Source organism: Vannielia sp. SX4 (assembly GCF_052828525.1).
On the sequence record NZ_CM128247.1, the window covers coordinates 171,890 to 189,656 of the forward strand.

Consider the following 17,767-nt stretch of genomic DNA (forward strand, 5'->3'; position numbering starts at 1 on the left):
AACGGCTTGGCGGCCCGGCCCGACCGGAAAGGTCAGCATCGCTGACGCTGAGACGCGAAAGAGTTAAGAGACGGTGAAAACGATCACGCCCCTCCTGCCCGCTGCCCTCGCCCTGCTCACCGCAGGCGGAGCCGCTGCGCAATCCACCAGCCCGCCCGCGGGTTGCTCGGGCTTTCTGACCGTCCACACCCGCGCCTGCACGGTCTCGCACTACTGGCGCTGCGATGATGCGCCAGAGGGCACCACATGGGAGGTCAGCCATGACCTCGACGGGCCGACAAGCATGCATGTGTACGACCGCGAATTTCAGTGGGTCGATGCCTTCTACTTCAACAGCGGCACCACCGAGCGGCTGTTCGAGCCGGGACCGGACCCGATCAGCATGAGCGAACTACTGGAGCAGGGGGTGGATACCTACGATTTCACCACCATCGAGCAGACCGGCGAAGAGGCGGTGAAGCTCAACACCAAGGGCCGCGACGAGACCACCGGCAACACCGAGGTGATCGACGGCGTGACCCTGCTCACTGTCACCGTCAACTCGGAGACCCGCGACGAGAACGGCGATCTCGTCTTTGCGGCCACCGGCAAGCAATACGTCTTTGCCGACGAACGGCTCTTCATGCTCGGGCAGGAGAGCTACTTCGACGGTGAGGAGCAGTGGCAGGAAGATAACACGCCGCGGGAGTTCATCTTCCCCGGCGAAAAGGGGTTCAGCGATTTCAGGCCCCGCTACGGATGTAACGCGCTACAGGCGAGCTTCGTGCCGCCAGTCAGCCAGTGAAGGAGACACCCATGACCAAATACGATGAGGCCTGGGCTGCCGAACATGAGCAGCACCGCAAGTGGCTCAGCGAAAACGGCATGTACCACGAGACCGAGGAGAAAAGCTCCTGCGGCGTGGGTCTGGTTGTGTCGATCGACGGCTCACCCAGCCGCAAGGTGGTGGAGAACGGGATCGAGGCGCTGAAGGCGATCTGGCACCGGGGCGCGGTGGATGCCGATGGCAAAACCGGCGACGGCGCGGGCATCCACGTGGAGATCCCGGTCAACTTCTTCTACGACCAGATCGAGCGCACCGGCCACGTGCCAGACAAGAACAAGCTCATCGCCGTTGGCCAGATCTTCCTGCCGCGCACCGATTTCGGCGCGCAGGAGCGGGCGCGGACCATCGTGGAGGCCGAGGTGCTCCGCATGGGCTATTACATCTACGGCTGGCGCCACGTGCCGGTGGATATCTCCTGCCTTGGCGAGAAGGCCAATGCCACCCGCCCCGAGATCGAGCAGATCCTGATTTCGAACATCAAGGGTGTGGATGAAGAGACCTTCGAGCGCGAGCTCTACGTGATCCGTCGGCGGATCGAGAAGGCCGCCGCTGCCGCGCATCTGCCTGCCTTCTACGTGTGCTCGCTCTCCTGCCGGAGCATCATCTACAAGGGCATGATGCTGGCCGAGCAGGTGGCCGAATTCTACCCCGACCTGATGGACGAGCGCTTCGAGAGCACCTTTGCGATCTACCACCAGCGCTACTCCACCAACACCTTCCCGCAGTGGTGGCTCGCCCAGCCGTTCCGCATGCTGGCCCACAATGGTGAGATCAACACCATCAAGGGCAACATGAACTGGATGAAGAGCCATGAGATCCGCATGGCCTCGTCGACCTTTGGCGAGCTGGCCGAAGACATCAAGCCGATCATCCCGCAGGGCGCCTCCGACTCCGCCGCGCTGGATTCGGTCTTTGAGGTGCTGGTGCGCGCCGGGCGCTCCGCGCCGATGGCCAAGACCATGCTGGTGCCCGAAAGCTGGAGCAAGCAGGCGGTCGAGCTGCCCGAGGCGTGGCGCGACATGTACAGCTACTGCAACTCGGTGATGGAGCCGTGGGATGGCCCCGCCGCTCTCGCCATGACCGATGGCCGCTGGGTCTGCGCCGGCCTCGACCGGAACGGGCTGCGCCCGATGCGCTACGTCGTCACCGGCGACGGGCTGCTGATCGCCGGTTCCGAGGCCGGGATGGTCACCATCGACGAGTCGGTGGTGCGTGAGAAGGGCGCGCTTGGCCCGGGGCAGATGATTGCCGTGGACACCAAGAAGGGTCTGCTGTTCCACGACGTGGAGATCAAGGACAAGCTCTCCCGCGCCCTGCCCTTCGGTGAGTGGGTCGGCAAGATCAACGATCTCGACGAGGCGATGGTCGGCATCGAGGAGAAGCCGCTGTTCTCCGGCGACCAGCTGCGCAAGCGGCAGATCGCGGCGGGCTACTCGATTGAAGACCTTGAGCAAATCCTCGCGCCGATGGCCGAGGACGGCAAGGAGATGGTCGCCAGCATGGGCGATGACACGCCCTCTGCCGTGCTCTCCAAGAAGTATCGGCCCCTGAGCCACTTCTTCCGCCAGAACTTCAGCCAGGTCACCAACCCGCCGATCGACTCCCTGCGCGAATACCGGGTGATGAGCCTGAAAACGCGCTTCGGCAACCTGAAGAACGTGCTGGATGAAGACAGCAGCCAGACCGAGATCATCGTGCTGGAGAGCCCCTTCGTCGGCAACACGCAGTTCGAAGAGCTGGTGAAGCACTTCAACGCCGAGATGTGCGAGATCGATTGTACCTTCCCGCGCGACGGCGGGGCGCATGCCCTGCAAGAGGGGCTGGAGCGCATCCGCGCCGAGGCGCAGGATGCCGTGCGTTCGGGCTCGGGCCACATCGTGCTGACCGATCAGCATTCGAGCGAAGACAAGATCGCCATGCCGATGATCCTCGCCACCAGCGCCGTCCACAGCGGGCTGACGAGCAAGGGCCTTCGGACCTTCTGCTCGCTTGGCGTACGCTCGGCAGAGTGCCTCGATCCGCATTACTTCGCGGTGCTCATCGGCTGCGGCGCGACCATCGTGAACGCCTATCTGGCCGAAGACAGCCTCGCCGACCGGATCGAGCGCGGCCTGCTCGACATGACCCTGACCGAAGCGGTCAAAAGCTACCGCGAGGCCATCGACCAGGGCCTGCTGAAGATCATGTCGAAGATGGGCATCTCGGTGGTCTCCTCCTATCGCGGCGGGCTGAACTTCGAGGCCGTGGGCCTCTCCCGTGCGATGGTGGCCGAATTCTTCCCCGGCATGACCAGCCGCATCAGCGGCATCGGCGTGCCCGGCATCCAGAAAAAGGCCGAAGAGATCCACGCCCACGGCTGGCTCAAGGGCGCGACCCCGGTGCTGCCGGTCGGCGGTTTCTACAAGGCCCGGCGCTCGGGCGAGACCCATGCTTGGGAAGCCTCGTCGATGCACCTGCTGCAAAGCGCCTGCGACCGCGGCTCCTTTGAGCTCTGGAAGCAGTACAGCGCCAAGATGCAAGCCAACCCGCCGATCCACCTGCGCGACCTGCTGGCGATCAAGCCGCTGGGCAACCCGATCCCCGTGGAGGAGGTCGAGAGCGTCACCGCGATCCGCAAGCGGTTCGTGACGCCGGGCATGTCGCTGGGCGCGCTCAGCCCCGAAGCGCACAAGACCCTCAACGTCGCGATGAACCGGATCGGCGCCAAGTCGGACTCCGGCGAGGGCGGCGAGGATCCGGCGCACTTCGTGCCCGAGCCGAACGGCGACAACCCCTCCGCCAAGATCAAGCAGGTGGCCTCCGGGCGCTTTGGCGTGACCGCCGAATACCTGAACCACTGTGAGGAACTGGAGATCAAGGTCGCCCAGGGCGCCAAGCCCGGCGAAGGCGGCCAGCTGCCCGGCATGAAGGTCACCGACCTGATCGCCCGGCTGCGGCACTCCACCAAGGGCGTGACCCTCATCAGCCCGCCGCCGCACCACGACATCTACTCGATCGAGGACCTCGCGCAGCTGATCTACGACCTCAAGCAGATCAACCCGACGGTGAAGGTGACGGTCAAGCTCGTCGCCTCCTCCGGCGTCGGCACGATTGCGGCAGGCGTGGCGAAAGCCAAGGCCGACAACATCCTGATCTCGGGCCACAACGGCGGCACGGGTGCGAGCCCAGCGACCTCCATCAAATACGCCGGCCTGCCGTGGGAGATGGGGCTGACCGAGGCGCATCAGGTGCTCTCGCTCAACAACCTCCGCTCCCGCATCACCCTGCGGACGGACGGCGGGCTGCGCACGGGCCGCGATATCGTCATGGCCGCCATGATGGGCGCTGAGGAATACGGCATCGGCACCGCCGCGCTGATCGCGATGGGCTGCATCATGGTCCGGCAATGCCAGAGCAACACCTGCCCGGTTGGCGTGTGTACCCAGCGCGATGACCTGCGGGCCAAGTTCACCGGCAACGCCGACAAGGTGGTGCACCTCATCACCTTCTACGCGCAGGAAGTGCGGGAGATCCTCGCCTCCATCGGGGCTCGCAGCCTTGCCGAGGTGATCGGCCGGGCCGACCTGCTCGGTCAGGTCAGCCGTGGCTCTGCCCACCTCGACGACCTCGACCTGAACCCGCTGCTGATCTGCGTCGATGGCGCCGACAAGGTGGATTACACGGTCGAGCGGTCGCGCAATGCGGTGCCCGACACGCTGGACGCCCAGATCGTGCAGGATGCCAAGCGGTTCCTGCGGGACGGCGAGAAGATGCAGCTGCAATACGCGGTGCAAAACACGCATCGGACGGTCGGCACCCGCACCTCCAGCCACATCGTGCAGAACTTCGGCATGCGCAACGCCTTCCTCCCCGATCACCTGACGGTCAAGCTCTCGGGCTCCGCCGGACAATCGCTCGGGGCGTTCGCGGCGCCGGGGCTGAAGCTGGAGGTCGCGGGCGATGCCAACGACTACGTCGGCAAGGGCCTGAGCGGCGGTACCATCGTGGTGCGGCCAACCATGTCGAGCCCGCTGGAGGCGAGCTCGAACACCATCATCGGCAACACCGTGCTCTACGGCGCGACCGACGGCTACCTCTATGCCGCGGGCCGGGCGGGCGAGCGCTTTGCGGTGCGGAACTCCGGCGCCAAGACGGTGATCGAGGGCTGCGGCTCCAACGGCTGTGAATATATGACCGGCGGCCTCGCAGTGATCCTCGGCACCATCGGCGCCAACTTCGGCGCGGGCATGACCGGCGGCATGGCCTATCTCTACGATCCGGATGGCAAGGCAGCCGACATGATGAACATGGAGACGCTGGTGACCAACCCGGTCACGGTCGACCACTGGATCGAGCAGTTGCACGAGATGGTCTCCAACCATCTCAAGGAAACCAAGAGCCGCAAGGCCGAGGCGATCCTGCAACATTGGGAGAGCGAGCTGCCGAACTTCATCCAGGTTTGCCCGAAGGAGATGCTCGACAAGCTGAGCCACCCGCTGACGCTCGAAAAAGGCGCTGTTCCGGCGGAATAGAGCCTTTCACGCGGGGTGGGTCGCCCCCATTCCGCGCGCGGGGCGGCCTCCGGGCTGCCCCCGCCCGCGCGCCGCAGGGTGCCTGACGGGTTTTCCAACCCGCAGCGGCGGCGTATAGCAATCAGGATGGCGAAAGCGAGCAAGACAGCGAAGGCCCCGGCCAAACGGAGCCGCCCCAAGCCGCCGGCGGTGCGCCGGGCCTGGCGGTGGTTTCTGCGCCGTCTGGCGCTGGTGCTGGCGGTGCCGGTGCTGCTGGTGTTTCTCGCCATCCTGCTCTTCGCCTTCGTCGACCCGCCGACGACCCACACCATCTGGTCCGAAAAGCGCCGCCTCGGCGATGTGGACCGGCAGTGGATCGGCATCGAAGAGGTCGCCCCCGCCGCCGTGCGCGCGGTGGTCGCCGCCGAGGATGCCAACTACTGCCTGCACTGGGGCTTCGACGTGGACGCGATCCGCGATGCGCTGGAAGACGGCGGCACGCGCGGCGCCTCGACCATCAGCCAGCAGACGGTGAAGAACGTGTTTCTCTGGCAAGGGCGCAGCTGGCTGCGCAAGGCGCTGGAGGCGCTGATCACCCCGGCGGCAGAGGCGGTCTGGAGCAAGCGGCGCATTCTTGAAATCTACATCAACGTGGCCGAGTTCGATGAGGGGGTATTTGGCATCGATGCCGCCGCGCATCACTACTTCGGCGTGCCCCCCGGCAAGCTCTCGCCGATGCAGGGCGCCCTGCTCGCCAGCGTGCTGCCCAACCCCAAGGGCCGCTCGGCCTCGCGCCCCTCGACCAGCCAACGCAAACGCGCGGCGCGGATCGCCGATGGCGCCGCCACCATCGCCGCCGACGGGCGGGCCGCCTGTTTCGAGGATTGAAGGTTCTTTGATTGAAGGCGGGGCCTTGGCCGCGTTATCACGGGGCAATTCACCAAGTTCCCGGGGGAGCCCATGAGCAGCCGCCTTTACCACGTTCCACTCTCACCCTTCTGCCGCAAGGTGCGCCTTGTGATGGCGGAAAAGCGGCTGGAGGTGGAGCTGGTCGAAGAGCGCTACTGGGAGGCGGAGCCCGACTTTCTGCGCCGCAACCCGGCGGGCAAGGTGCCGGTGCTGCGGCTCGACGGGCAGATGATGGCCGAGAGCCAGCCGATCTGCGAATACCTCGAAGAGCGCCACCCCGAGCCGCCGCTGATGCCCAAGGATGCCGAGGGCCGCTACGAGGTGCGCCGCATCTGCGCGTGGTTCGACGACAAGTTTCACCACGAAGTCACCGCCAACCTGCTCTACGAACGCGTGAACAAGAAGGTCACCGGACAGGGCTACCCCGAAAGCCGCAACGTGAAGGCCGGGGCCAAGGCGATCAAGTATCACCTCGACTATATGAGCTGGCTGCTCGACCAACGCCGCTGGCTGGCGGGCGACTCCCTGAGCCTCGCCGATTTTGCCGCCGCCGCGCATCTGAGCGCACTCGATTACATCTCCGACGTGGACTGGAACCGCAGCGAGAACGTCAAGGACTGGTACGCCAAGATCAAATCGCGCCCCGCCTTCCGCGGGCTTCTGGCCGACCAGGTGCCGGGCTTCCCGCCGCCGCCGCATTATGCCGACCTGGATTTCTGATCGGCAGCGTCGGAGTGGGGGCCAGCCCGTTGCGCCGAAGGCGCACCATAGGTGCGACACCCCTCGGGAATATTTTCAGCAAGAAAATGGGGCGGGCTGGTGAAAGATGCGATCGTCTCGCGTGCGCTGGAAGAGGGGTTCTCGCTCTGCCGCGTGGCGCGGGCGGCACCGTTTGACCGAGTGCCAGAGTGGCTGAGAGCCTTCTTGCGGGAGGGCCGCCATGGCGAGATGGCGTGGATGGAAAAGCGCCTTGAGTGGCGGGAGGATCCCACGGCGCTCTGGCCCGAGGCGCGGAGCATTCTGGTGCTGGGCGAGAGCTACGGGCCGGAGTTCGACCCGTTGCCTCTGCTGGAGGAACGCGAGCGCGGGCTGATCTCGGCCTACGCGCGGGGGCGTGACTACCACGATATCGTCAAGAAGCGGCTGAAGCGGCTGGGGCGCTGGCTGATTGAGGAGTTCGGCGGCGAAATCAAGGTTTTCGTCGATACCGCCCCGGTGGCCGAGAAGCCGCTGGCGCAGGCAGCGGGGCTGGGCTGGCAGGGCAAACACACCAATCTTGTGAGCCGGGAGATGGGCTCGTGGTTCTTTATCGGCTCGGTGTTCACCACGCTTGAAATCGAGCCTGATCCTGCAGAAACCGACCATTGCGGCGGGTGCAGGCGGTGCCTCGACATCTGCCCGACAAGCGCCTTTCCGGCGCCCTACCAGCTCGATGCGCGGCGCTGCATCTCTTACCTGACCATCGAGCACGCCGGGCCGGTGGATGAGGCCTTGCGCGGCAAGCTGGGCAACCGGATTTACGGCTGCGACGATTGCCTCGCCGTCTGCCCGTGGAATAAGTTCGCTGTAGAGGCGGCGGACCTGCGGTATCACGGCGGGGCCGAGACAGACTTGCCCGCGCTGGAGGAGCTGGCCGCGCTGGATGATGCGGCCTTCCGGGCGCGGTTCTCCGGCTCCCCGATCAAGCGGATCGGGCGGGGGCGGTTTGTGCGCAATGTGCTTTATGCGATCGGCAACTCGGGCGCGGCGCGGCTCAGGCCGGTGGCGCAGGGGTTGTGTGACGATGAAGACCCGGTGGTAGCAGATGCAGCGCGCTGGGCGGTGGCAGAGCTCTCGTAGAGCGGGGCTTTGCCCGCCTCAATCCGGCGCCAGCATATACCCTTCGCCGCGCACGGTTTGCAGATAGCGCGGCTGCTTGGGGTCGGCCTCGATCTTCCGCCGCAACCGGGTGATCTGCACGTCCACCGCCCGTTCCTGCGCCTGCCCGCCATCGCGGCCGAGGTCTTCCACCAGTTTGGAGCGGGTCACGGCACTCCCGGGTTGGGTCGAGAAAATCCGCATGAGGGCGCTTTCGGTCGCCGTCAGCCGCACCATCTCCTCGCCTTTCCACATCTCGCCGCGGGCCACGTCGTAGCGGACCGGGCCGAGGGAGAGCACCTTGGGGCCGGTATCCACCGCCACCTCGCTCGGCACCCGTCGCAGGATGGCGTTGATCCGCAGCAGCAGTTCCTTGGGCTCGAAGGGCTTGGGCAGATAATCATCCGCCCCGGCCTCCAGCCCGGCGATCCGATCTTCGGTCTCGCCCTTGGCGGTGAGCAGCAGGATCGGGGTGGCGAGGCTCTCGCGCAGGCTGCGGGTCAGCTCGACCCCGGTCTCGCCCGGCATCATCACGTCCATCACGATCAGGTCAAACTCCAGCCCGGCCAAAAGGCGGCGGGCGTGGGCGGCATCGCGGGCGGAGGTGGTGATGAACCCGTGGCGCAGGAGGAACTTTTGCAGCAGGCCGCGAATACGCTCGTCATCATCCACGATCAGCAGATGGGCATCACACTGGTCGACTGGAGTCATCAATTCCCCTCCTTGAGCGCGGTATAATGGTGCCGCAGCTCGGGGTCCATCATGGCCTCCAGCACGGCGCGAAAGCCAATCACGGCTTCGGGACCGGCCTGCCGGAAGGCGTGGCGCATCCGGTCGCGCTGGGCATCCGAGAGGCGGCGCTCCAGTTGGGTGCCTGCCTCGGTCAGGTGCAGGTGGCGCTCGCGCCGGTCCTGCCGGCCCACCCGGCTCTCCACCAGCCCGTCCTCGATCAGGGTGCGCAGCACCCGGTTGAGCGATTGCTTGGTCACGCCCAGGATCGACAGCAGGTTGTTGACGGTGGTGCCCGGCGAGCGATGGATGAAATGCACCGCCCGGTGATGCGCCCGGCCATAGCCCAGCTCTTCGAGGATCCGGTCAGGATCGGCGGTGAAACCACGATAGGCGAAGAACATCGCCTCGATTCCCTTCCGCAGCTGCTCGTCGGTCAGAAACAGCAGGCTTTCGCTTGTCGCCGGGTTGCCGGGGCCGTCGGCCATAGTGTTGTCCTTGCTGGATTTCTCCTCTTGGGGCGAGACAATACGTCAGCCTTGTTGACTTTCCAAGCGCGGATCGGTAGTGAGTCGCAGGTTTTGCGCAAGAAAATGTCCGATGCGGACGTAACTAGCGCAACAAATGCAAATTGGAGGGAGCGAGATGGCTGGAGCCTACGATGACCGCGACGGCAAGATCTGGATGGACGGCAAGCTGGTGGACTGGCGCAGCGCCAACGTACATCTGCTCACTCACGGGCTGCATTACGCCTCCAGCGTGTTCGAGGGCGAGCGGTGCTACAACGGCAAGATCTTCGAAAGCCGCAAGCACTCCGAGCGTCTGATCGCCTCGGCCAAGTGGCTCGACTTCGAGATCCCCTACACCGTGGACGAGCTGGAAGCGGCGAAATACGAGATGCTCAAGGCCAACGGCTGGACCGACGCGTACGTGCGCGCCGTCGCATGGCGCGGGTCGGGCGAAGACATGGGCGTGTCGTCGATCCGCAACCCCGTCCGCGTGGCCGTGGCCGGCTGGGAGTGGGGCAACTACTACGGCGACGCAAAGATGAAGGGCGCCAAGCTCGATGTTGCCAAGTGGAAGCGCCCCTCGCCGGAGACGATCCCGGTGCACGCCAAGGCCGCCGGGCTCTACATGATCTGCACCATGAGCAAGCACGAGGCCGAGGCCAAAGGCTGCTCGGACGCGCTCTTTATGGATTACCGAGGCTACGTGGCCGAGGCGACCGGCGCCAATATCTTCTTCGTGAAGGACGGCGAGGTGCACACGCCCAAGCCCGACTGCTTCCTCAACGGCATCACCCGGCAGACCGTGATCGGCATGCTGGAGGACCGCCAGATCAAAGTCCACGAGCGGCACATCATGCCCGAGGAGCTGGAAGGCTTCGAGCAGTGCTGGCTCACCGGCACCGCCGCCGAGGTCACTCCCGTGGGCCAGATCGGCGACTGGAAATTCGAGGTCGGCGCGCTCTGCCGAGAGATGAGCGACAGCTACGAGAAGCTGGTGCGGAGCTGAGGCTGGCAGCGGCCCGCAACGGTCGCCGCTCTTAACCGGATCGAAAGGCGGTGCTGGGAGACTGGCACCGCCTTTTTCATGCCGGAGCGCCCTCATGTGGGCCAAGCAGCTTCTTTACGGGATCTTTCTCGCCGCCGTGGTCGCCCTGCCCTCGGCGCTTGCGCTTGGCTATTACAAGATAACCGGCGACCCTTCCCTGCGCCCACTCGCGCAGAGCATCGAGTCGGTCGTCTTTGGCGGCACGCTGGGCGAGACCCGCGATCTCAAGGTCGAGCTGCGGCTGCACACCCCGTCGCAGGAGCGCGGGTTCCGGATGGCGCGGCAGATCCAGCGCAGCTTTACCGCCAAGGGGATCGACGCGCAGGTGTTTGTCATCAGCGCGGCGGCAGGCGAGCCGGCCAATGTGGCCTTCGTCGTTCACCGCAACCGGATCGGCCCCTTCCCGCTGTCGCGCGCCTCCGATGGCATCCAGGCGGCGGTCTCGGCCTATCACATGACGGTCGGGCGCGCGGCGGAGTGATTTGCGGTCGCACCCGCCGGGCGGACGTGATCTAAGGGCGGCAGACCCGAACAGATTTGCAGTATGAAACCCCTCGTCGGAATCTCGCTCACGCTGGGCGCGATCTTTCTCTTTTCCATCATGGGCGCACTGGTGAAGGCGGCCGAAGGCGTACCGGTCGGCCAGACGGTGTTTTTCCGCGCGGGCTGCGGCCTGCCGGTGATCGTCGCATGGCTCTGGCTGCGGGGCGACATGCCAGAGGGGCTCAAGGTGCAAAGCGTCAGGAGCCACGCGATCCGTGCGATTGTCGGCTCCGGCGCAATGGGGCTGGGCTTTCTGGGGCTGCGCTACCTGCCACTGCCCGAGGTCACGGCACTGCGCTTCATCACCCCGATCCTCATCGTGATCTTCGCCGCCATCCTGCTGCGCGAGCGGGTGCGCCTGCTGCGGATCACCGCCGTCGCCGTGGGGCTGGTGGGCGTGCTCATCATCATGTGGCCCCGCCTCTCGCTCGATGGCGGGGAGCGGGAGTTCATCGGCACGGTGATGATCCTCTCCTCCGCGCTGCTGGCCTCGCTGGCGCAGATCTTCGTCAAGGCGATGGCCTCGAAAGAGAGCACCGCCGCCATCGTCTTCTACTTCTCGGCCACCGCCACCACCCTATCGCTTCTGACGATCCCCTGGGGTTGGGTCTGGCCGACGCCGCTGGAATGGGCGCTGCTCATCGGCGCGGGGCTGACCGGCGGCGCGGGGCAGATCCTCGTCACCTCCTCCTACCGCTTCGCCGATGCCTCGTTGCTCGCGCCCTATACCTACAGTTCGATGATTTGGGCGCTGGTGATCGGCTTTTTCGTGTTCAATGAGGTGCCGACCCTGCAAATGCTGGCCGGTGCGGCGCTGGTGATCTGCGCAGGCGCCTTCATCGTTTGGCGCGAGCAGCAGCTCGGCAAGGACCGGGCCGCGCGCGGCAAGATCAACGCGACGATGAAGTAACACTCATAGCAGCGTGCGCTCAACCACCCAGAAGGCGGCCACGGCGGCAATGGCCAGCGAGGCGGGGATGGCGATGAACCGGCGATACCATGGCTTGCGGCCGAACCAGTAGCCGACCGTCAGGAAGGCCACGGCAATCACCGTCAGTTGCCCGATCTCGACCCCGATGTTGAAGCCGATCAACCCGGTCAAAAAGCGCGCGGGCTCCAGCCCCACGTCACCGAGCACATAGGCAAAGCCCAGCCCGTGCAGCAGGCCGAAGGCTGTCACCACCACCACCCGCCACCAGCCGAGCCGCCCGCCAAAGATGTTTTCGACCGCGACATAAACGATAGAGGCGGCAATCAGCGGCTCCACCACCGTCGCCGGGATCACCACGATCTTCAGGCTCGCCAGCGCGAGCGTGACCGTATGGGCTAGTGTGAAGGCCGAGATCTGCCAGACCAGCGGTCGCATCTGGAGCGAAAAGAAGAACAGCCCGAGCACGAAGAGGATGTGATCCAGCCCTTTGGGGATGATGTGCTCGAAGCCCACCACAATGTAGCGGCTGAAGAGGGCGGCCCAGCCCTCGGTCACGATCTCGCCGCTCCGGGGCAGCGGCTGGCTCACCGTGCCGGGGTTGAGAAAGTCCGAGTAGGCATCTTCCCCGCCGCCGACCTGCCGCAGGATCAGCGGGCCAAAGCCCGAGGTCCAGCCCACCGTCACCGGCGCGTCACCGGGCGGCAGCGCGCCCGTGATCACGGCGCGCCCATCGCGCGGCAGGCTTTCATCGGGCACGTCGGCAATGGTGATATCGGTCAGCTCCAGCGTCACCGGCGCGTCGCCCGCGCGCACGTCAAAATCCGCCCGCAGGGTAGGCCAGGCCTCAAAGAACCTCTGGGCAAGCTCTTCGGCGGGCAGGGCGCGCAGCGCGTCATACTCCGCCGCTTCGGGCGCATCATCGGTGTTTTCGCCGGTGGATTGGTCGATCCCCGCGAGCATGGCCTCGGTGTTCAGCGAGAGTTCGAGCGTCACTGTTTCAGCCGAAACCGTCACATCCGCCACCGAGGGGTTCAACTCGTGGGCGGCGCTCGCGGAGGCGTGGGTTGACAGCAGAAGGGCAAGTGCCAGTGTCTGTAGGATGTTCATGCGTCTCGCCTCACTCGCCATGTGCCTCAGCGCCGCGCTGCCTGCTGCGGCCCATGAGTTCTGGATTTCGCCCGATGCCTATGCGGTCCCGGTTGGCGGCACGCTATCGGCGGAGTTCCGGGTAGGGCAAGAGTTCAAGGGCGCCGGATACGTCTTTGTGCCCGGCCGCTCCGAACGCTTCGAGGTGGTCACGCCCGAGGGCGTGGTGGAGGTGACGCCGCGGGTTGGGGACCGCCCCGCGCTCAACATCCCGGCCCCCGCCGAAGGGCTCAACGTGGTGGTCCACAAGACCGGCGAGTTGAGCCTCACCTACAAGGACATGGCCCAGTTCCGCCGGTTCATCGAGCACAAGGATTGGGCCGGGTTAGAGACGGTTCATCGCGAGCGCGGCCTGCCGGAAGAACGCTTCAAGGAGGCCTACCGCCGCTACGCCAAGAGCCTCATCGCCGTGGGCAATGCCGAAGGGGCAGACCGCGCGATGGGCCTCGAGATCGAGATCGTCGCGGTCAAGAACCCCTATGTCGACGACCTCTCCGGCGGCATGGTGGTGGATGTCATCTACGACGGCGCCGCGCGGGCCGATGCGCAGGTGGAGATTCTCGACAAGGCCTCCTACGGCACGGTCGAGGTCACCCAGATCCGCACCGATGCCACCGGGCGCGCGGTGTTCCCGGTCACGCCGGGGCATGAATACCTCGTCGATAGCGTGGTTGTGCGGGCCGAGCCGAACGACGATGCCGAGGCCGGGCCCGTCTGGCGCTCGCTCTGGGCCTCGCTCACCTTCCGCGTCCCCGAGTAGCTTGCGGGCGCGCGCCCGGCGCGGCAGGGTAGCGCCATGACGACCGCCCTCTTTACCCATGACGATTGTCTCCGGCACCTCACGCCCCCCGGCCACCCCGAGCGGATGGCCCGTCTGGAGGCGATTCTCGAAGTGCTCGAAACCCCCGAGTTCGCCGCGCTGGACTGGCACGATTGCCCGCTCGCCGACCGCGCCGAGCTGCTGCGCGTCCACCCCGAGGCCCATGTGGCCGCGGTGGAGCGGGCGGTGGAGGCCGCGGGGGATGGCTGGGCCTCGATCGACGCCGACACCCACGTGATGGCCGGCTCGCTCAACGCCGCGCTGCGCGGCGCGGGCGGCTGCGTGGCCGCCGTGGAGCGGGTGATGAGCGGCGCGGCGCAAAACGCCTTCGTCGCCGCAAGGCCACCGGGACACCACGCCGAAAAGACCACGCCGATGGGCTTCTGCCTCTTCGGAAACGTCTCTATTGCAGCCAAAAACGCGCTCGACGCGCATGGGCTCTCCCGCGTCGCCGTGATGGATTTCGACGTCCACCATGGCAACGGCACGCAGGACTTACTGTGGGACGAGACCCGCTGCCTCTTCATCTCCACCCACCAGTCGCCGCTGTACCCCGGCACAGGCGCCCAGCATGAGACCGGGGCCGACAACAACGTGATGAACGTGCCTCTTCCGCCCGAGACAGGGAGCCAGGGCTTCAGGCGGGTGATGGAGGCCGAGGTGCTGCCCGCACTCAACGATTTTGCGCCCGAGTTGCTTCTGATCTCCGCCGGATTCGATGCCCACCGCGCCGACCCGCTGGCCCAGCTGAACCTTGTGGAGGAAGATTTCGCATGGGCGACCGAGCGGCTCTGCGATGTGGCCGATGCGCACGCTTGGGGCCGGGTGGTCTCGACCCTCGAGGGCGGATATGATCTGGAGGCGCTGGCCGCGAGCACGGCGGCGCATGTGAAAGTGCTGATGAAACGGGGCGCAAGATGAACGACAAACCGGTGGCAGAGATGAGCTTCGAGGAGGCAATCCGCGAGCTGGAGGCGGTGGTGAGCCGCCTTGAGGGCGGCGAGGTGCCGCTGGAGGATTCGATTGCTCTTTACCAACGCGGCTCTGAGCTGCGGGCCAAATGCGATGCGCTGCTGAAGGCCGCCGAGGAGAAGGTCGCCAAGATCACCACCGACGCCGATGGCAATGCGGCGGGCACCGCCCCGCTGGATGTCGACTAAGGCCGTTTTGCCGTGAAACAGAGACTTTCCGAGGCGCAGCAACTCGCCAGCGCCGCGATTTCTGCCGCGTTGCCCAAGGGCGGCACCGTGGCCGAGGCGATGGCTTATGCCTGCGCTGGTGGCAAGGGGCTGCGGGCGCTTCTGGTGGTCGAATCGGCGCGGCTGCACGGCATGGAAGCCAAGGCCGGGCCGGTGGCCGGAGCCATCGAGGCGCTCCACGCCTACTCCCTCATCCACGATGATTTGCCCTGCATGGATGACGACGATCTCCGGCGCGGCCAGCCCACCGTGCATCGTAAGTGGGATGAGGCCACCGCCGTGCTGGCGGGGGATGCGCTGCAATCGCTCGCCTTTCAACTCATCGCGGAGGCCGATCTGCCCGCGGAGGCCCGTATTGCGCTGGTGCATAGCCTTTCCGAGGCCGCAGGCGTGCGCGGCATGGTCGGCGGGCAGGCCGCCGATATCGCCGCCGAAACCGCCGAAACGCCGCTGACCCTTCCCGAGATCGAGGCCCTGCAAGCGGGCAAGACCGGCGCGCTCATCACTTGGTCGGCGCTGGCCGGGCCGCGCATGGCAGGGCAAGACTCTGCCGGGCTGCGACACTATGGCGATGCGGTTGGACGGGCTTTTCAAATCTTTGATGACATATTGGATGTAGAGGGCAGCGCCGAGGCCGTCGGCAAGGCGGTCGGCAAGGATGCGGCCCGGGGCAAGGCGACCTTCGTGTCGCTCCTCGGGTTGGAGCCCGCGCGCAAGCGTGCCGCCGATCTGGTCGAGGAAGCCGTCGCGGCGCTGGAGCCCTACGGGCAGGAGGCCGAAACGTTGCGGGAGCTTGCGCGTTTCGTTATTGCCCGCCGCAGTTAGGAGGCCCCGATGAGCCAAAGCCCAGCCACGCCCACGCTCGACCGTGTGAACGGGCCCGCCGCCCTGCGCCAGATGAGCGACGCCGAGCTGAAACAGGTCGCCGGGGAGCTGCGGGCCGAAACAATCGATGCCGTCAGCCAGACCGGCGGCCACCTTGGCGCGGGCCTCGGCGTGGTGGAGCTGACGGTGGCGCTGCACGCGGTCTTCGACACGCCCCGCGACCGGCTGATCTGGGACGTGAGCCACCAGTGCTACCCCCACAAGATCCTCACCGGCCGCCGCGACCGCATCCGCACCCTACGCCAGAAAGACGGGCTGAGCGGCTTCACCAAGCGGACCGAAAGCCCCTACGACCCCTTCGGCGCGGCCCATAGCTCCACCTCCATCAGCGCCGCCCTCGGCTTTGCCGTGGCGCATGATCTCGGCGCCCCCGCCGACCCGCCGCTGGGCGATGCGATTGCCGTCATCGGTGACGGCGCGATGAGTGCGGGGATGGCCTATGAGGCGATGAACAACGCGGGCCACCTCGGCAAACGGCTCTTCGTGGTGCTGAACGACAACGAGATGAGCATCGCCCCGCCCACCGGCGCGATGAGCGCCTACCTCAGCCGCCTCTATGCCGGCGCCCCGTTTCAGGAGTTCAAGGCCGCCGCCAAGGGCGCGGTCTCGCTACTGCCCAGCCCGTTTCAGGAGGGCGCGCGGCGGGCCAAGGAACTGCTGAAGAGCGTCACCGTGGGCGGCACGATGTTCGAGGAGCTGGGTTTCTCCTACGTTGGCCCGATTGACGGGCACGATATGGAGCAGCTTCTGCCGGTGCTTCGCACGGTCAAGGCGCGGGCAGACGGCCCGGTGTTGATCCATGTGATCACAAAGAAGGGCAAGGGCTACGCGCCCGCGGAGACGGCGGCAGACAAAGGCCATGGCGTTGCCCGGTTCGATGTGATCACAGGCGAGCAGAAGAAGGCGCCGAGCAATGCGCCGAGCTACACCAAGGTCTTCGCGCAAAGCCTGATCCAAGAGGCCGAGGACGATCCGCTGATTACCGCCGTCACCGCCGCCATGCCCGATGGCACCGGGCTGGACCTTGTCGGCAAGCGCTTTCCGACCCGCGTGTTCGACGTGGGCATCGCCGAGCAACACGCCGTCACCTTCGCCGCCGGTCAGGCTGCTGGCGGGCTCAAACCCTTCTGCGCGATCTACTCCACCTTCCTGCAGCGCGGCTACGACCAGGTGGTGCATGACGTGGCGATCCAGCGCCTTCCCGTGCGCTTTGCCATCGACCGCGCGGGGCTGGTGGGGGCCGATGGCGCCACCCACGCGGGCGCGTTCGACGTGGCCTTCATGGCCAACCTGCCCGGCATGGTGGTCATGGCCGCCGCCGACGAGGCCGAGCTGCGCCACATGGTCGCCACCGCCGCCGCGCATGACGAGGGGCCCATCGCCTTCCGATACCCGCGCGGCGAGGGCACCGGGGTAGATATGCCGGAGCGCGGCGTGCCGCTCGAAATCGGCAAGGGCCGGATCATCCAAGAGGGCAAACGCGTGGCGCTGCTGTCCTTCGGCGCCCGGCTCTCCGAGGTGATCACCGCCGCCGAGGCGCTGGCCGCCAAGGGCATCACGCCCACCATCGCCGACGCCCGCTTTGCCAAACCGCTGGACCGCGAGCTGTGCCTGCGGCTCGCCGCCGAGCATGAGGCCGTGATTACAATCGAGGAGGGCGCAGTGGGCGGCTTCGGCAGCCATGTCGCCCAGCTCTATGCCGAGGAAGGTGTGTTCGACCGCGGGCTGAAGTTCCGCTCGATGGTCCTGCCCGATATTTTCATCGATCAGGCCAGCCCGCGTGACATGTGGTCGGTTGCGGCCCTCAATGCCGAGGACATCGAGGCCAAGGTGCTCAGCGTGCTCGACGTGGCGAAGATCAGCTCGAAACGGGCTTGA

16 protein-coding genes are annotated in these 17,767 nt (G+C 66.3%); 13 read left to right on the forward strand and 3 right to left on the reverse strand.

Annotated elements, in window-relative coordinates:
- Window positions 1-73 precede the first annotated feature (73 nt).
- The 5 genes from ACUXVX_RS00885 to queG all read left to right on the forward strand — a co-directional run bounded on the left by ACUXVX_RS00885 (window position 74) and on the right by queG (window position 8,064).
- Window positions 74-784 (forward strand): hypothetical protein, encoded by a 711-nt coding sequence (locus tag ACUXVX_RS00885; protein WP_222471492.1) that lies wholly within the window; start codon window positions 74-76, stop codon window positions 782-784.
- 11 nt (window positions 785-795) lie between these two features.
- Entirely contained in the window at window positions 796-5,337 is a 4,542-nt protein-coding gene (gltB, locus tag ACUXVX_RS00890) for a glutamate synthase large subunit (RefSeq protein ID WP_222496280.1), read from the forward strand.
- Window positions 5,338-5,463: 126 nt separating this feature from the next.
- A complete protein-coding gene (gene mtgA, locus ACUXVX_RS00895; RefSeq protein WP_446309969.1) occupies window positions 5,464-6,204 on the forward strand; it encodes a monofunctional biosynthetic peptidoglycan transglycosylase in 741 nt (246 codons plus the stop codon).
- Between the two features lie 72 nt (window positions 6,205-6,276).
- Entirely contained in the window at window positions 6,277-6,945 is a 669-nt protein-coding gene (gene fzlA, locus ACUXVX_RS00900; RefSeq protein ID WP_222471489.1) for an FtsZ-binding protein FzlA, read from the forward strand.
- A gap of 99 nt (window positions 6,946-7,044) precedes the next feature.
- Window positions 7,045-8,064, forward strand: coding sequence for a tRNA epoxyqueuosine(34) reductase QueG (queG, locus tag ACUXVX_RS00905; RefSeq protein ID WP_446309970.1), 1,020 nt, complete (start codon window positions 7,045-7,047; stop codon window positions 8,062-8,064).
- An 18-nt stretch (window positions 8,065-8,082) separates the two neighbouring features.
- Here the strand turns inward: queG and ACUXVX_RS00910 are convergent, their stop codons facing one another.
- Together ACUXVX_RS00910 and ACUXVX_RS00915 are read right to left on the reverse strand one after the other, a co-directional pair.
- A complete protein-coding gene (locus tag ACUXVX_RS00910) occupies window positions 8,083-8,793 on the reverse strand; it encodes a response regulator (protein WP_222471487.1) in 711 nt (236 codons plus the stop codon).
- Window positions 8,793-9,299, reverse strand: coding sequence for a MarR family winged helix-turn-helix transcriptional regulator (locus ACUXVX_RS00915; RefSeq protein ID WP_222471486.1), 507 nt, complete (start codon window positions 9,297-9,299; stop codon window positions 8,793-8,795). The genes ACUXVX_RS00910 and ACUXVX_RS00915 overlap by 1 nt, the downstream gene beginning before the upstream one ends.
- A 157-nt stretch (window positions 9,300-9,456) precedes the next feature.
- Here ACUXVX_RS00915 and ACUXVX_RS00920 point away from each other — a divergent pair, with 157 nt between their 5' ends.
- The 3 genes from ACUXVX_RS00920 to ACUXVX_RS00930 all read left to right on the forward strand — a co-directional run bounded on the left by ACUXVX_RS00920 (window position 9,457) and on the right by ACUXVX_RS00930 (window position 11,818).
- A complete protein-coding gene (locus ACUXVX_RS00920; RefSeq protein WP_446309971.1) occupies window positions 9,457-10,326 on the forward strand; it encodes a branched-chain amino acid aminotransferase in 870 nt (289 codons plus the stop codon).
- Window positions 10,327-10,420: 94 nt separating this feature from the next.
- The gene (locus tag ACUXVX_RS00925; RefSeq protein ID WP_222471484.1) at window positions 10,421-10,846 is read left to right on the forward strand and encodes a hypothetical protein; all 426 of its coding nucleotides are present in this window, start codon (window positions 10,421-10,423) and stop codon (window positions 10,844-10,846) included.
- A 63-nt stretch (window positions 10,847-10,909) separates the two neighbouring features.
- Complete coding sequence (locus ACUXVX_RS00930) at window positions 10,910-11,818, forward strand: DMT family transporter (RefSeq protein ID WP_222471483.1); 909 nt, start codon at window positions 10,910-10,912, stop codon at window positions 11,816-11,818.
- A gap of 3 nt (window positions 11,819-11,821) precedes the next feature.
- Here ACUXVX_RS00930 and ACUXVX_RS00935 read toward each other — a convergent pair whose 3' ends face one another.
- Window positions 11,822-12,946 (reverse strand): HupE/UreJ family protein, encoded by a 1,125-nt coding sequence (locus ACUXVX_RS00935; protein WP_446309972.1) that lies wholly within the window; start codon window positions 12,944-12,946, stop codon window positions 11,822-11,824.
- Here ACUXVX_RS00935 and ACUXVX_RS00940 point away from each other — a divergent pair.
- The 5 genes from ACUXVX_RS00940 to dxs are packed head-to-tail and all read left to right on the forward strand — an operon-like array spanning window position 12,939 to window position 17,767.
- Window positions 12,939-13,745 (forward strand): DUF4198 domain-containing protein, encoded by an 807-nt coding sequence (locus ACUXVX_RS00940; RefSeq protein ID WP_446309973.1) that lies wholly within the window; start codon window positions 12,939-12,941, stop codon window positions 13,743-13,745. The genes ACUXVX_RS00935 and ACUXVX_RS00940 overlap by 8 nt on opposite strands.
- A gap of 36 nt (window positions 13,746-13,781) precedes the next feature.
- Window positions 13,782-14,726, forward strand: coding sequence for a histone deacetylase family protein (locus ACUXVX_RS00945; protein ID WP_446309974.1), 945 nt, complete (start codon window positions 13,782-13,784; stop codon window positions 14,724-14,726).
- Entirely contained in the window at window positions 14,723-14,965 is a 243-nt protein-coding gene (locus tag ACUXVX_RS00950; protein ID WP_222471480.1) for an exodeoxyribonuclease VII small subunit, read from the forward strand. The genes ACUXVX_RS00945 and ACUXVX_RS00950 overlap by 4 nt, the downstream gene beginning before the upstream one ends.
- A gap of 12 nt (window positions 14,966-14,977) precedes the next feature.
- Complete coding sequence (locus ACUXVX_RS00955) at window positions 14,978-15,829, forward strand: polyprenyl synthetase family protein (RefSeq protein WP_446309975.1); 852 nt, start codon at window positions 14,978-14,980, stop codon at window positions 15,827-15,829.
- A 9-nt stretch (window positions 15,830-15,838) separates the two neighbouring features.
- Window positions 15,839-17,767, forward strand: a complete 1,929-nt coding sequence (dxs, locus tag ACUXVX_RS00960; RefSeq protein WP_446309976.1) for a 1-deoxy-D-xylulose-5-phosphate synthase — start codon at window positions 15,839-15,841, stop codon at window positions 17,765-17,767.